The organism is Kitasatospora sp. NPDC001309 (assembly GCF_042896295.1).
Taxonomy (GTDB): domain Bacteria; phylum Actinomycetota; class Actinomycetes; order Streptomycetales; family Streptomycetaceae; genus Kitasatospora.
This window is the reverse complement of sequence record NZ_JBIAXC010000022.1, coordinates 59107-71729: the sequence shown is the minus strand read 5'-3', so window position 1 is coordinate 71729 and position 12623 is coordinate 59107. Positions and strand designations below refer to the sequence as shown.

The window sequence follows — 12623 nt, the reverse complement described above, 5'->3', positions numbered from 1 at the left end:
TTCAGGTCTTGTTCCGTGTCCCCGGATGGCGTACTCCTGTGATCGTCACTCAAGGGGCTGACCTGCTCGGCCGAGTCGACACATCGTGATCATCCGATGACCGTACGGGGGACCGCCGCATGACCGCCGACTTCACCTTCGAACGCCTCGACCACGTCCAGCTCGACATCCCGGCCGGCGCCGAGGACGAGTGCCGCGCCTTCTGGTCCGGCGTGCTCGGGATGACCGAGCTCCCGAAGCCCCCGGTGCTGGCGGCGCGCGGCGGCTGCTGGTTCCGCGGCGGCGGGGTCGAGGTGCACCTCGGCGTCACCCCGGACTTCCGCCCGGCCCGCAAGGGGCACCCCGGCATCCTGGTGACCTCGCTGGACGCCCTGGCCGAGCGGCTCGCCGCGCACGGCCACGAGGTCACCTGGGACGACCACCACCCCGGCCACCGCCGCTTCTACTCCGCCGACGGGCTGGGCAACCGGCTGGAGTTCCTGGAGCCGCTGCCCGCGCCGACCGAGGCGTGAGCCCCGGCAGGTGCTGCCCGTAGACTTGGGGGTCGGCCCGTACGGTGCCGACCCAACTCCTCCAAGCCCACGGGACTGCGCTTCATGTCGCTCACGATCGGAATCGTCGGCCTGCCGAACGTCGGCAAGTCGACCCTGTTCAACGCCCTGACCAAGAACGACGTGCTGGCGGCCAACTACCCGTTCGCCACCATCGAGCCGAACGTCGGCGTCGTCGGCGTCCCGGACGCGCGGCTGGCCAAGCTCGCCGAGATCTTCGGCTCGCAGCGCATCCTCCCGGCCACCGTCGACTTCGTCGACATCGCCGGCATCGTGCGCGGCGCCAGCGAGGGCGAGGGCCTGGGCAACAAGTTCCTCGCCAACATCCGTGAGTCGGACGCGATCTGCCAGGTCGTGCGCGCGTTCACCGACCCGGACGTGGTGCACGTGGACGGCAAGGTGTCGCCCAAGGACGACATCGAGACCATCCACACCGAGCTGATCCTGGCCGACCTCCAGACCATCGAGAAGGTCCTGCCGCGGCTCCAGAAGGAGGCGCGCCTCAAGAAGGACACCGCCCCCGTGCTGGCCGCCGCCGAGGCCGCCCAGGCGGTCCTGGAGACCGGCAAGACCCTCTTCGAGGCCGGCTTCGATACCGCCCCGATCCGCGAGCTGCACCTGCTGACCGCCAAGCCCTTCCTCTACGTCTTCAACGTGGACGAGGACGAGCTGGCCGACGAGGACTTCAAGAACGCCCAGCGCGCCCTGGTCTCCCCGGCCGAGGCGATCTTCCTCAGCGCCAAGATCGAGTCCGAGCTGATCGAGCTCGACGACGCCGAGGCCCTCGAACTCCTCCAGTCCATGGGCCAGGAGGAGCCCGGCCTCGCCACCCTCGCCCGCGTCGGCTTCGACACCCTCGGCCTGCAGACCTACCTCACGGCCGGCCCGAAGGAGACCCGCGCCTGGACCATCAAGAAGGGCGCCACCGCCCCCGAGGCCGCCGGAGTCATCCACACCGACTTCCAGAAGGGCTTCATCAAGGCCGAGGTGATCTCCTTCGACGACCTGGTCGAGACCGGCTCCATCGCCGAGGCCCGCTCCAAGGGCAAGGCCCGCATCGAGGGCAAGGAATACATCATGCAGGACGGCGACGTCGTGGAGTTCCGCTTCAACGTCTAGTCGATCTGCGGAAAGGCCGCCTGACCTGCGACGGAGTGGGTTGGGCGGCCTTTCGGTCCGCAGGGAGTCCGCAACCCTGCCGCCTCGGGCCAACGCAACCGGCGTCGACTATGCCGCTTCGGCGTCCGGGAGGTTGCCTCGGTCCGCGCTGCCGTTGGCACCGTACGCACGGTCGACGGCGGCCCTGGTCCGCTCCTCGGAGTCGGGCCAGAGGTGGGTGTAGATGTTCAGCGTCATCGCGGCGTTGGTGTGCCCGAGCCGCTCGGAAACGGTCTTCACCGACTCGCCGTGCTTGATCAGCAGGCTCGCGTAGTGGTGCCGGAGTGCGTGCGGGCCGGTGCCCTTCGGTATGCCGGCCCGCTGGCAGGCGGGCCGCCACGAGCCGTCCATGAAGTGGGTATAGACGACCGGGCCGCCTGCGGGAGCGGTGAAGAGCCAGCCCTCGGGGTCGGCGACCGGGAAGTCCCGCAGGTGCGCCGTCATGGCCTGGACGGCCATCTTGGGGAGGGGCACTGTTCGGTACGAGCGCGTGGTCTTCGGCGGGCCGACGTAGACGCCGTGCTTGGCCGTCTGCTGGATCTGCTGCTCCCCGGTGACGGTGGCGTGCAGCAGGTCGACGTGCCGGAGCTGGAGCCCGAAGAGCTCGCCCGGCCGAAGTCCCGTGGCGGCGCCCAGCAGGACCAGACCCCGGTAGCGGGCCGGGATTTCCGCAGACAGGCGACGGACCTGCTCCACAGGCAGGGGCACGACCCGCTTGCGGGGGACAGCCGGGAGCTTGGCGCCTTCGCAGGGGTTGTGCGGGATCATGCGGTCGCGGACCGCCGCACGGAAGACCGCGTTGACCGTGTTGAAGACGGTACGAGTGGTGCTGGCGGCGAGGCCGTGGGTGGTCGTCAGGTCGGTGACCCACTTCTGGATGTCGCCCGGCTTGATGGCGCCGAGCGCCCGCTTCTCCCAGGCCGGGTAGACGTAGCAACGCAGGTGCTGGGCTACGGCCTTGGCGGTTGAGGGCCGGTGGGGCTGACGGGTGCGCCACTCCTCGGCGTACTCCTTGAAGGGCTTCTTGGCGGACCTGGGGTCGACGTACTGGCCCGTGACCAGGCTGGCCGTGACCTCGTCGAGCCAGCGCTGGGCGTCGATCTTCCGGTCGAAGTGCCGGGCGTGCTCCTTGCCGTCCAGGTCCCGGTACCGGGCCCGCCACTTGCCGTTCGGTCGCTTCTGGATGTTCGCCAAGTCGGCTCTCCTCTGTGTCAGTAGTAGCCGCCCGTCTCGATGTGCTCGGTCAGGGCGCGGGCATCGCGTTCCTCGCCCATGAGGCGGAGACACTGTTCGTGGATGCCCTTGGAGCTGTTGGGGTGGGCTGCGATGTAGTCGGCGGTGGCGACGACCGCGCGATGCAGGCGGTCCTGCGCTTCGCGGGTCTCATAGAACGCCTCGACCGCCTCCTGGACGATCCGTCTTCCCTCGATGTCGACGCCCTCCAGTGGGGGCGACATCAGCTCCTCCAGCGGCAGCTCGAAGACGCGGGCGAAGCCGAGGGCTTCGTCCAGGGTGATCTTGCGACGGGGGGTGCCGTTCTCGATGCGCCAAACCGCGGTCTGGTTCATCGGGACGCCAACCCTGGTCATGCGGGCCGCCAGTTCGGTGGTGCTCCACCCTCTGACCTCGCGTTCCAGCGCGATGCGCGCTGCCGCGTTGCCTTCGCTGAACAGCAGCGGGGCCTCGCCCCCGCTGGTCTCCCTGGACATGCCGCCTCCATCGCGTCTCGCTGCTATCCCGATTGAACCATGGTCTTTCCCGTTTGACTCGGCCGAGATCGCGCAGTACATCTGTGCACACCGGAAAGATACCTAGTCGAAAGGGAAAGCGCCTCGATGGACCGCTACCTCACCACCGCTGAAGTTGCCCACCGCTACCGAACCGCCGAGAGCACCGTGCGCTACTGGCGCCACACCGGCTACGGCCCGCGTGGGGTGAAGGTCGGGCGGCGCGTTCTGTACCTGGAGTCCGAACTCGCCCGCTTCGACCAGGAACTGCACGAGCGGAGCGATGGATGGGTGCTGGGCGCGTGACACGCCGCTCGAATCCCGCAGCCAACTGGAGGCCCCCGGCGCGCCAACGCCGAGGGCCCGATGAACACCCCTACGCCTACAAGCTGTTCGAGCCGGTGGAGCAGGGCCTGCCAGCCCGCAGGCTCCACCAGAGGAGTGCACGTTGAACCCTACGTCTCCCCAGTCCAATGACGCACCCCTGAATGCGTCGTGGCCGCCTGTCGCGATACCGGGCCAGCCGGATCGACGGCACGAGGCCGAGGTGTCTACAGCCTGTGGACAGCTGGCAGAGGCGGCACCGGCTGAGCCTGCCATCCCGAACGGGATCGACCTGATGCCGGACACCGAGGCGACGGAGGGCGCCCAACTGCTGGCGCAGCTGAAGGCCCGGATCGGCCGGTTCGTGATCCTGCCCTCCGAGGAAGCGCTGAATGCCACCACGCTGTGGGTGGCGGCGACGCACCTGCAGAAGTCGTGGCAGCACGCCCCGCGTCTGGCGGTGGTCGGTCCGGCGAAGCGGTGCGGCAAGTCACGGCTGCTGGATGTGCTCACCGAGACCGTCCATCAGGCGCTCCTGACGGTGAACTCGTCTCCGGCTGCCGTGTTCCGCTCGATCACCGAGGAGCCGCCGACCCTGCTGGTGGACGAGGCGGACACGATCTTCGGCAGTCCGAAGGTGGCGGAGAAGAACGAGGAGATGCGGGGCCTGCTCAACGCTGGGCATCAGCGAGACCGGTACGTGCTGCGGGTCGTCGGCAACGATCACACCCCGCGTAGGTTCCACACCTTCGCGATGGCGGCCATCGCCGGGATCGGCGACCTGCCGGACACGATCATGGACCGGTCGATCGTGATCCGGATGCGGCGGCGTGCCGAGGGCGAGGCGGTCTCACCGTACCGTTCTGAGCGTGACAGGCCCGGATTTCACGAGATCCGGGACCGGATCGCCCAGTGGACCGTGCCGCTCGCCGACCGGGCCCTGCGTCTGGAGCCGGAAATGCCCGTGGAGGACCGAGCCGCCGACACCTGGGAACCCCTGGTGATCGTTGCCGACCTGGCGGGTGGCCCCTGGCCCAGGCTCGCCCGACAGGCGTGCAAGCGCATGGTCGACGCCGAGGTCCAGACGGAGGAGGACAACCCTGGTGGGGCCAAGATCCTCGCCGACATCCGGCGGACGTTCCACGCGGCTGGCGACCCGGACAGCATCACCACCGACCAGCTGTTGCTTGCCCTCAACGGCGACCATGAGGCGCCGTGGGCGGAGTGGGGCCGAGGCGGCCTGACCCCGCGTGGTCTCGGATCGATGCTGCGCGAGTTCGGCATCTCCTCCGGCAACGTCCGCATCGGCGATGGCACTCAGCGCAAGGGTTACATGCGGCACAAGTTCACCGACGCCTGGCGGCGGTACTGCCCTGCGGTCTACCCGATCACTCTGGCCAGCAGCGTGAGCTGAACGTCTCGCCCCGGCTGCCGTCCGTGCCGTCCCTGCCGTATCAACGCAGGTCGCGCCCCACGAGGCCAAGACGGCAAGCCGAACAGGACGGCCATCGGTCCGCCGCCGCACGGACCCGAGTGCGAGCGGCGGGCCGGGCTCGGGACGGGAAGCACACCCGTCTCGTGCCGTCCCAGCCGTCCCTGCCGTACAAGCGCAGGTCAAAGGCCCTTCTGTCGGGACGGTTCACCGTCCCAAGACGAAAGAGCTCCCGTACCGGATTCCGCCGGCCGGGCCACGCCCGCCCCTTGCCGTACCGCCCTGACCTGCGGATGCAACGGCAAGACGGCTAAGACGGAATTCCCGCGAACACCCCTCCGTCGCAAGGACACGCCCCGCATGCCCACTACTCAGCCGGCCACCCACCCGACCGGCTCCGGCACCCTCGCCCGCACCACGATCACCCTCGTGATGACGATCACCGCCGGCCTCGCCTTTGCCTTCTCCTTCGGCAACGTCTGGGCCCTCGCCCTGCGCCTCGGCGTCCCGGACCCGGTTGCCCCGCTGATCGCCCCTATGGTCGACCTGTCTGTGCTCGGCCTCCTGGTCGCCCTGCACCACCTCTCCGCGACCGGCACGGATACTGCCCAACTGCGCTCCGCCACCAGCCTGATGCACTTCTGCGGTCTGCTCACCCTTGCCCTCAACACCGCTGAGCCGCTCCTCGCCGGGCACTACGGGCGAGCGACCCTCGACGCCGTTGCGCCTCTGCTCCTCCTCGGATGGGGAGTTGTCGGCCCAGCCCTCCTTCGCCAGCTCCACACCCCACCTGCCTCCGCTACGGGGGTGGGCACGGCCGTGCATGCCCAGCTCGAGCTGGGCAATCCTTCCTCCGATAGTGGGGGCGACATTGATCCGAATCGCGTGCAGGCTCTTGAATCGGCGACAGAATCCGAAGAGGCCCAGCCGCCCACCAGCCCCAGCCGAGCCCTATCCGCGAGTCAGGAGCTCGCCGGTCCTCGCAAACGCACAGGCCGCAAGCCAGCGGCCAGCATGGACGAACTGCTTGAGGTGGTTGGGCCCGCCGTCGCCGAGTGGGGCGCTACTCACGCAGTGATCAAGGGCGCAGTGCGCGGCGCTGGCCTATCGATCAGCAGCGATCGGGCCAGCAAACTGCTGGAGCTAGTGAAGAGCGAGCAGGCCGACAAGCCCGAGGTGGTTCAGGCGCACGCCGTCGTCGCCTGACTGTGCCTCGATGTACCGCTCGCCCGGTTCCGAATCCGGAACCGGGCGAGCGGCATCTGGCGCCACAGACCGGGTCGTTCCGGAATTCCACATGTCGGTGCCAAGACTTCCGGAAATGGCCCCGGCAGAGCAAGTTGTGAGGTAGCGCTGCTTACCCGCGTTCACCCTGAAGGGAGCAAGTTGTGGGGTAAGGAGTCCTTACCCCGCCTCCGCCCCGAACGGGACGGCGGCAACCCGGTCGGTGGCAGGCCCAGGGGTGCCCGTCACCGACCGGGGAGTCGGCCCAGGGGTGCCGGAATGTCAGCGCGGGAATGGTGCAGAAGAAGGTCATACCCGCAGCGCGATGCCTCGGTGGGCCGCGAAGGTGTCGAAGCGGTCGAGCTGGAGAAGGGCGTCCACCGCGTCAGCGGTGTGGCCTGATGGGTTTCGGAAGAGCACCCCGCCGTCCTGATGCCCTGTGACGAGCACCAGGTGTCCGCCGCGTGCGGGTGCCGGGCGGTCGGGGCGGCGGATCTCCTTGTGGACGGATGCCATGACGAGGTGGCCGTGGTTGAGTTCGGCGAGGAGCCGGTCCGGGGTGAGGTCGGTGATGATCTCCGTCTTGAGGCCGTGGCTGGCGAGGGCGTACTCGGTAAACGGCTGGTAGTAGAGGCCGCCGACACTCCCGTCGTCCTGCTCGACGTAGCCGCCGTGGGCGAGGCAGCCGTCCAGGAGGTCGAACAGGGTGGGCGCGTGTCCGTCGCGGGCGAACAGGGCCATCCGCAGGCAGGCCATGCCGCAGAGGCGGGTCGACCAGTAGGCGTAGGCGTCCCGGTCGGGGGCGCCGCTGGAGGCCCAGTTGTCGTCGTCGCCGGGCGGGTGCCCCTCGTAGGCGATGGCGTTGATCAGGGCCGGGGTGGCGTACTGGGTGATCAGCGGGATCGGGTGGCGCTTGGGGTAGTCAGGCAAGGGCCGGCTCCTTCCGGGGTGGCCACGAGTCGGTGGAAGGCGTCCAGGTCGACCGAGCCACCGGAGAGGATCACGCCCACGGGGCCGGGCCGCGGGTCGAGGTCGGCCAGGGCCGCGAGTGCGACGGCTCCGGAGGGTTCGGTCACCACCTTGAGGTGTTGGAACGCCCAGCCCATAGCCTGCACGATCTGGGCGTCCGGCACAGTGATGACGGCGTCGAGCAGGACCTTGTTGATTTCCCAGGGCAGGGCGGCTGGCGTGGTGTGGCGGAGTCCGTCCGCGATGGTGTCGGGTACGGCGGGCAGCTCCGCGATCCGCTCGGCGCGGAGGGAGGCGGCGGTGTCGGCCGCGGTCTCGGGTTCGACGCCGATCACCTTGATGCGCGGGTTGATGTGCTTGGCTGCGACGGCGGTGCCGGCGGCGAGGCCGCCACCGCCCACGGGGACCAGGATCGTGGTCAACACCGGGGCCTGCCAGAGCAGCTCCAGCGCGACAGTGCCCGCTCCGGCCATCACCGTCAGAGCGTCGGCGGACGGCACGACAGCGAGGCCTTGGTCCACGGCCAGCCGGGAGACGATGGCATCGCGGTCGCCGCGCTGTCGGTGGTAGGTGACGATCTCGGCGCCGAGAGAACGGGCACCGTCCACCTTGTCCTGGGGAGCGTCGTGCGGGACGACGACGGTGACCGGGGCGGACAGCAGCTGGCCCGCGAGGGCGAGCGCCTGGGCGTGGTTGCCGGACGAGGCGCCGATCACCCCGCGGCGGCGCTCGCGCGGGCTCAGGGCTGCCAGGGCGTTGTAGGCGCCGCGGAACTTGAACGAGCCGGTGCGCTGGAGGGCTTCGGCCTTGCAGACCACAGCCCGCCCGGCGATCTCGTCCAGCGCCGGGTGGGAGAGCACCGGGGTGGAGGCGGCGACACCGCGCAGACGGCGCTGGGCGTCGTAGATGTCGTCCGCCGACAGTGGCAGTTCGGCGGCGTTCACGGGCGGTACCCGTCGGTGTGGACGGTGGCGAGGATGGTCGCGATGAGGCGGTCGTAGCTGATTCCGGCAGCGGCGGCCATGGTGGCGAGGTTGCCGTGCGTGGAGAGGCCGGGCAGCGTGTTGATCTCCAGCCAGTGGACCTCGCCGACCGGGGTGACGAGGAAGTCCGATCGCGAGTAGCCCGAGCAGTTCAGCAGCTGGTGGGCACGGACGGCGGCGTGGGAGATGGTGGCGAGGGCGGCGCCCGGGAGTTGGGCGGGGCAGCGGTAGCGGTGGCCGGCCGGGTTGCGCTTGGCCTTGTAGTCGTAGAACTCCGCGGTGGTCGGGAGGGTCTCCAGCGGCGGGAGCGTGACCGGAGCGCCGTCCTGCTCCAGCACGCCGCAGGTGACGGCGGTGCCCTCCTTGAACGGTTCGATGAACCACTCGCCGCCCCGGGTGTCGTGGGTGAGGGTGGTGGTGAGCGAGTTCAGGTCGCGGAAGACACGCATGCCGATGGAGCCGCCTTCGGAGGTCGGCTTGAGGATGACGGGCAGGCCGAACTCGTCGGCGCAGGTCCGAGCGACCTCCTGGGCGTCCTCCGTGCCGCGCAGCGGGAGGTGCGGGAGGACGGTGACGCCGCCGGCGAGGACCAGAATCTTGGCCGTGGGCTTGTGCATCGCGACCGCGCTGGCCAGGACCCCGGAGCCGGTGTACGGGACGCCGAAGCTGTCGAGGAGGCCCTGCAGTTTGCCGTCCTCGGCCCACTGGCCGGCGATGGCGAGGAAGGCGACGTCGGCCTCGCGGACGCGGTCGGCGAAGTCCTTGTCGGTGGGGTCGAGGACGAAGTGCGGCAGGCCTTGGCGGACCAGCGACTCGCGCACGGCCTCGCCGGAGATCAGCGAGCGGTCGCGTTCGCCGGAGCGGCCACCAGTGACGAGGGCGATACGACGTTCAGCTGCAGACATGCTCATCTTCCTTTTGTCACAGTCTGGTTCGGAATGCGCGGGATGGCGGGCGCGATGTTGGGGAGCCGCTAGCGTCGAGGGCAGGCCGCCCTGAGGACGGGCGGGTGCGTCGATGGATCGGAGCCACCGTGGTCCCCATGACCCTGCAAGAGATCGCCGAGGCTGTCGGGGGCGCTCTGCACGACGTCTCCGATCCGGGCGCCGTGGTGGACCGGCCCGGGGTCATCGACTCGCGCCTGGTAGAGCCCGGGGCGCTGTTCATCGCGCTGCTGGGCGAGCACACGGACGGGCACCGGTTCGCCGAGGCCGCTGTCTGCGCCGGGGCGACGGGCGTGCTGGCGGCCCGACCGGTGGGGGTGCCGGCGATCGTGGTGCCGGACGTCCAGGACGCGATGGGCGCCCTGGCCCGCGCGGTGCTGGACCGGCTCAACGCACCGACGGTGATCGGGCTGACCGGTTCGGCCGGGAAGACCAGCACCAAGGACCTGCTGGCCCAGGTGCTGGAGAGTATGGACACCACGGTGGCCACGCCGCTGTCGTACAACGGCGAGATCGGCCTGCCGCTGACCGTCTTCCGGACGGACGAGAGCACCCGCCTGCTGGTGCTGGAGATGGGCTCGCGCGGCGCCGGGCACATCAAGTACCTGACGGGGATCGTCCCGCCGAAGGTCGGCCTGGTGCTGAACGTCGGTACCGCGCACGTGGGCGAGTTCGGTGGTGGGAAGGAGTCGATCGCGGTCGCGAAGGGCGAACTCGTCGAGGCCCTGCCTGTCGACGGGCTGGCCGTGTTGAATGCCGACGACCCGTACGTCATGTCGATGGCGCCGCGTACGGTCGCGCCGGTCCTGACCTTCGGGGTGCAGGCTGGGGACGTGCGGGCCGTCGATGTCGAGCTGGATGCCGCGGGTCGGCCGTCGTTCACCCTTACGTACCGGGGCCAGAGCGCCCCCGTGAAGCTGGCGCTGCACGGCGCCCACCACGTGTCCAACGCGACGGCCGCCGCCGCGGTGGCGATCGGCCTGGGCGCGAGCGTGCAGCAGGCGGCAGATGCGCTGACCGGTGCCCGGCAGCTGACGCCGGGCCGGATGGACGTCACCGAGCGGCCGGACGGCGTGACGGTGATCAACGACGCGTTCAACGCAAACCCCGATTCGATGGCCGTGGCCTTGTCCGCGCTCACCGCCATGGCCGGCGGCGGACGCAGGACAGTGGCGGTGCTGGGCGAGATGCGGGAGCTGGGCGAGGAGTCCGACGCCCACCACGCGGAGCTGGGCCGCATGGTGGCCCGGAACGGTGTCACGGACCTGATCGCGGTCGGCGGCGCGGAGGCCGCCCAGGTGCACGCGAGCGCGGTCGACGGCGGAGTGACGGCGACGCTGGTCCCGGACCGCGACGCCGCCCTCGGCCTGCTGTTGGCCTACCTCAGGCCTGGAGATGTGGTGCTGGTGAAGGGCTCCCACAGCGTCGGGCTGGAGGACACCGCGATGCGGCTCGCCAAGCCCGACGCTGCACGCTGACTACGCGGCCGGGACCGCCACCGGGGTCTCGGCCAGCCGCAGCAGGACCGCCCGTCCAACGCGGCCGGCAGTCCCGGTGCCCATCGTCACCACCAGGTCGCCGGGCCCGACCAGCTCGGCGACCACGTCCGCGACGTCGCGCCCGTCGCTTGCGCTGTGGGCCCGGCCGCCGCGGGCGACGACCTGCGCGGCCATCGGTGCGGTGCTGATCCCGGTGAGCGGGGACTCGACCGAAGCGTGCACGTCCAGTAGGACGACCTCGTCGGCCGCCGCGAGTCGGCGGCCCATCTCCTCGCCGAGGGCGGCGGTGCGGGTCCAGCCGGTGGGCTCGAACACCGCGATCACCCGGCCCTCGGTGAGCATCCGGGCGGTGGCCAGATCGGCGGTGATCTCGCTCGGGTGGTGGGCGTAGGAGTCCAGCACCGTGACCCCGGCGTGGGTGCCGGTGGTGGTGAGCCTGCGCTTGATGCCCTGGAACGCGCTGATACCAACCACGAGGTTGGCGGGCTCGGCGCCGAGCACACGGCCGGCGGCGAACGCGGCAGCGGCGTTCAGCGCGTTGTGCCGCCCCGGGACGGCCACGGTGAACTCGTGCCACGACCCGTCCGTGTCCTGGACGGTGACGTGGCTGGCGGTCCCGTCCCACAGCACGCGCAACACCCGCACGTCGGCGTCCTTGGCCTCGCCGACCGTGAGGACCCGCGGGCCGGGCGCTGCCTGGAGGCGCTCGGTCAGCAGCCGGGCTCCCAGGTCGTCCGAGGAGACAACCAGGACGGAGCTGTTGCGGGCCAGGCGCTCGAAGACGTCCAGGACGTCGTTCAGGTCGACGTACTGCTCGGGGTGGTCGTCGTCCACGTTCAGGACGACGGCGACCTGCGGGTGGTAGCGGCCGGCGGTGCGGTCGCTCTCGTCCGCCTCGGCGACCAGGAGGCCGCCGAGGCCCTTGTGGGCGTTGAGGCGGCCGACGGGGGTGCCACCGATGGCGTACGAGGGGTCGAGGTGGACCAGGGCGGAGCTGAGAATGCCGGTGGTCATGGTCTTGCCGTGCGTGCCCGCCACGGCGACGGACTGCTCGGCGGTGGCGATCATGCGGGCCAGCACGTCCGAGCGGTGCACCACCGGGATGCCGGCCCGCCGGGCGGCGGCGACCTCGGGGTTGCTCGGGGTCACCGCGCTGGACCACACGAGGACGGTGGCGTCGGCGGGCAGGTTGCTGGCGGTGTGGCCGATGGCGATGGCGGCGCCCGCGTCCTCCAGCTCGCGCAGGGCGGCAGTGTCGCTCGTGTCGGAGCCGGACACCCGGCTACCGCTCTCCAGCAGGAGGCGGGCGACGGCCGACATGCCGGCGCCGCCGATACCCACGAAGTGCGGGCGGGTGAGGTCGATGGGGCCGTCGTGGACGGGGACGATCACGTTCCTGGTTTCCATGCTGTGCGCTCCAGTTCGGAGTCCAGCCCGTGATGGGCGATGGGTGGAAGGGCACTACGCGTAGGTGCCGCCGTCCGGCGCCGAGTTGGCCGCCGGGTGAGCACCGAGTCGGGCCGAGTCGAAGTCGTCGTGCACGATGACGCCGAGCAGAGCGATCACCACGGCGTTGCCAACCGCCCACAGGGCACTGAGGAAGGCACCGACCGGATCGCGATGCCGACCTCGACGGCTGGACGGAGAATCGTGCATGGCTAACTCCTCACGGCAGATGGAGGGATGGGGTCTGCCACTGGCCGGGCGCTTGAAGTGCGTGCCCGATGGGGTAATGACAGCCGGAGACAGGACCGTGACGGGATGGTGAGCTAAGGTCACTCACGGTTCATTCATCACTCACTGGGGGCGGAG

General features: G+C 70.2%; 13 protein-coding genes. 6 read left to right on the top strand and 7 right to left on the bottom strand.

Annotation, left to right across the window (positions count from 1 at the left end; genetic code table 11):
* Nucleotides 1-119: 119 nt before the first annotated feature.
* Both ACFY2K_RS22225 and ychF read left to right on the top strand, forming a co-directional pair.
* The gene (locus ACFY2K_RS22225; RefSeq protein WP_380401859.1) at nt 120-512 is read left to right on the top strand and encodes a VOC family protein; all 393 of its coding nucleotides are present in this window, start codon (nt 120-122) and stop codon (nt 510-512) included.
* 84 nt (nt 513-596) lie between these two features.
* Complete coding sequence (ychF, locus tag ACFY2K_RS22220) at nt 597-1670, top strand: redox-regulated ATPase YchF (RefSeq protein WP_387713416.1); 1074 nt, start codon at nt 597-599, stop codon at nt 1668-1670.
* A gap of 108 nt (nt 1671-1778) precedes the next feature.
* Here the strand turns inward: ychF and ACFY2K_RS22215 are convergent, their stop codons facing one another.
* Together ACFY2K_RS22215 and ACFY2K_RS22210 are read right to left on the bottom strand one after the other, a co-directional pair.
* On the bottom strand, nt 1779-2903 hold the full coding sequence (locus ACFY2K_RS22215; RefSeq protein ID WP_387713413.1) for a tyrosine-type recombinase/integrase: 1125 nt from the start codon (nt 2901-2903) through the stop codon (nt 1779-1781).
* A gap of 17 nt (nt 2904-2920) precedes the next feature.
* Nucleotides 2921-3418 (bottom strand): helix-turn-helix transcriptional regulator, encoded by a 498-nt coding sequence (locus ACFY2K_RS22210; RefSeq protein ID WP_387713411.1) that lies wholly within the window; start codon nt 3416-3418, stop codon nt 2921-2923.
* A 126-nt stretch (nt 3419-3544) separates the two neighbouring features.
* Between ACFY2K_RS22210 and ACFY2K_RS22205 the strand changes: the two genes are divergently transcribed.
* The 3 genes from ACFY2K_RS22205 (at nt 3545) to ACFY2K_RS22195 (ending at nt 6398) form a co-directional block, all read left to right on the top strand.
* Entirely contained in the window at nt 3545-3742 is a 198-nt protein-coding gene (locus ACFY2K_RS22205) for a helix-turn-helix transcriptional regulator (RefSeq protein ID WP_387713408.1), read from the top strand.
* Nucleotides 3743-3884: 142 nt separating this feature from the next.
* Nucleotides 3885-5174, top strand: coding sequence for a DUF3631 domain-containing protein (locus tag ACFY2K_RS22200; protein WP_387713405.1), 1290 nt, complete (start codon nt 3885-3887; stop codon nt 5172-5174).
* 378 nt (nt 5175-5552) lie between these two features.
* Nucleotides 5553-6398, top strand: coding sequence for a DUF2637 domain-containing protein (locus tag ACFY2K_RS22195; protein WP_387713402.1), 846 nt, complete (start codon nt 5553-5555; stop codon nt 6396-6398).
* Nucleotides 6399-6725: 327 nt separating this feature from the next.
* Here ACFY2K_RS22195 and ACFY2K_RS22190 read toward each other — a convergent pair whose 3' ends face one another.
* The 3 genes from ACFY2K_RS22190 to ACFY2K_RS22180 are packed head-to-tail and all read right to left on the bottom strand — an operon-like array spanning nt 6726 to nt 9273.
* Nucleotides 6726-7346 carry a C39 family peptidase gene (locus tag ACFY2K_RS22190; RefSeq protein ID WP_387713399.1) on the bottom strand — a complete coding sequence of 207 codons (621 nt, stop codon included), beginning with the start codon at nt 7344-7346 and terminating at the stop codon, nt 6726-6728.
* Nucleotides 7310-8329, bottom strand: coding sequence for a threonine/serine dehydratase (locus ACFY2K_RS22185; RefSeq protein ID WP_387713396.1), 1020 nt, complete (start codon nt 8327-8329; stop codon nt 7310-7312). Before ACFY2K_RS22185 ends, ACFY2K_RS22190 begins: the two co-directional genes overlap by 37 nt.
* A complete protein-coding gene (locus ACFY2K_RS22180; protein ID WP_387713393.1) occupies nt 8326-9273 on the bottom strand; it encodes a D-alanine--D-alanine ligase in 948 nt (315 codons plus the stop codon). The genes ACFY2K_RS22185 and ACFY2K_RS22180 overlap by 4 nt, the downstream gene beginning before the upstream one ends.
* A 128-nt stretch (nt 9274-9401) precedes the next feature.
* On the opposite strand from ACFY2K_RS22180, the gene murF reads away from it, so the two are divergent.
* Nucleotides 9402-10790 (top strand): UDP-N-acetylmuramoyl-tripeptide--D-alanyl-D-alanine ligase, encoded by a 1389-nt coding sequence (murF, locus tag ACFY2K_RS22175; RefSeq protein ID WP_387713485.1) that lies wholly within the window; start codon nt 9402-9404, stop codon nt 10788-10790.
* Here murF and murC read toward each other — a convergent pair whose 3' ends face one another.
* The gene (murC, locus tag ACFY2K_RS22170; protein ID WP_387713391.1) at nt 10791-12218 is read right to left on the bottom strand and encodes a UDP-N-acetylmuramate--L-alanine ligase; all 1428 of its coding nucleotides are present in this window, start codon (nt 12216-12218) and stop codon (nt 10791-10793) included.
* 54 nt (nt 12219-12272) lie between these two features.
* Entirely contained in the window at nt 12273-12467 is a 195-nt protein-coding gene (locus tag ACFY2K_RS22165) for a hypothetical protein (protein ID WP_387713388.1), read from the bottom strand.
* Nucleotides 12468-12623: the final 156 nt, after the last annotated feature.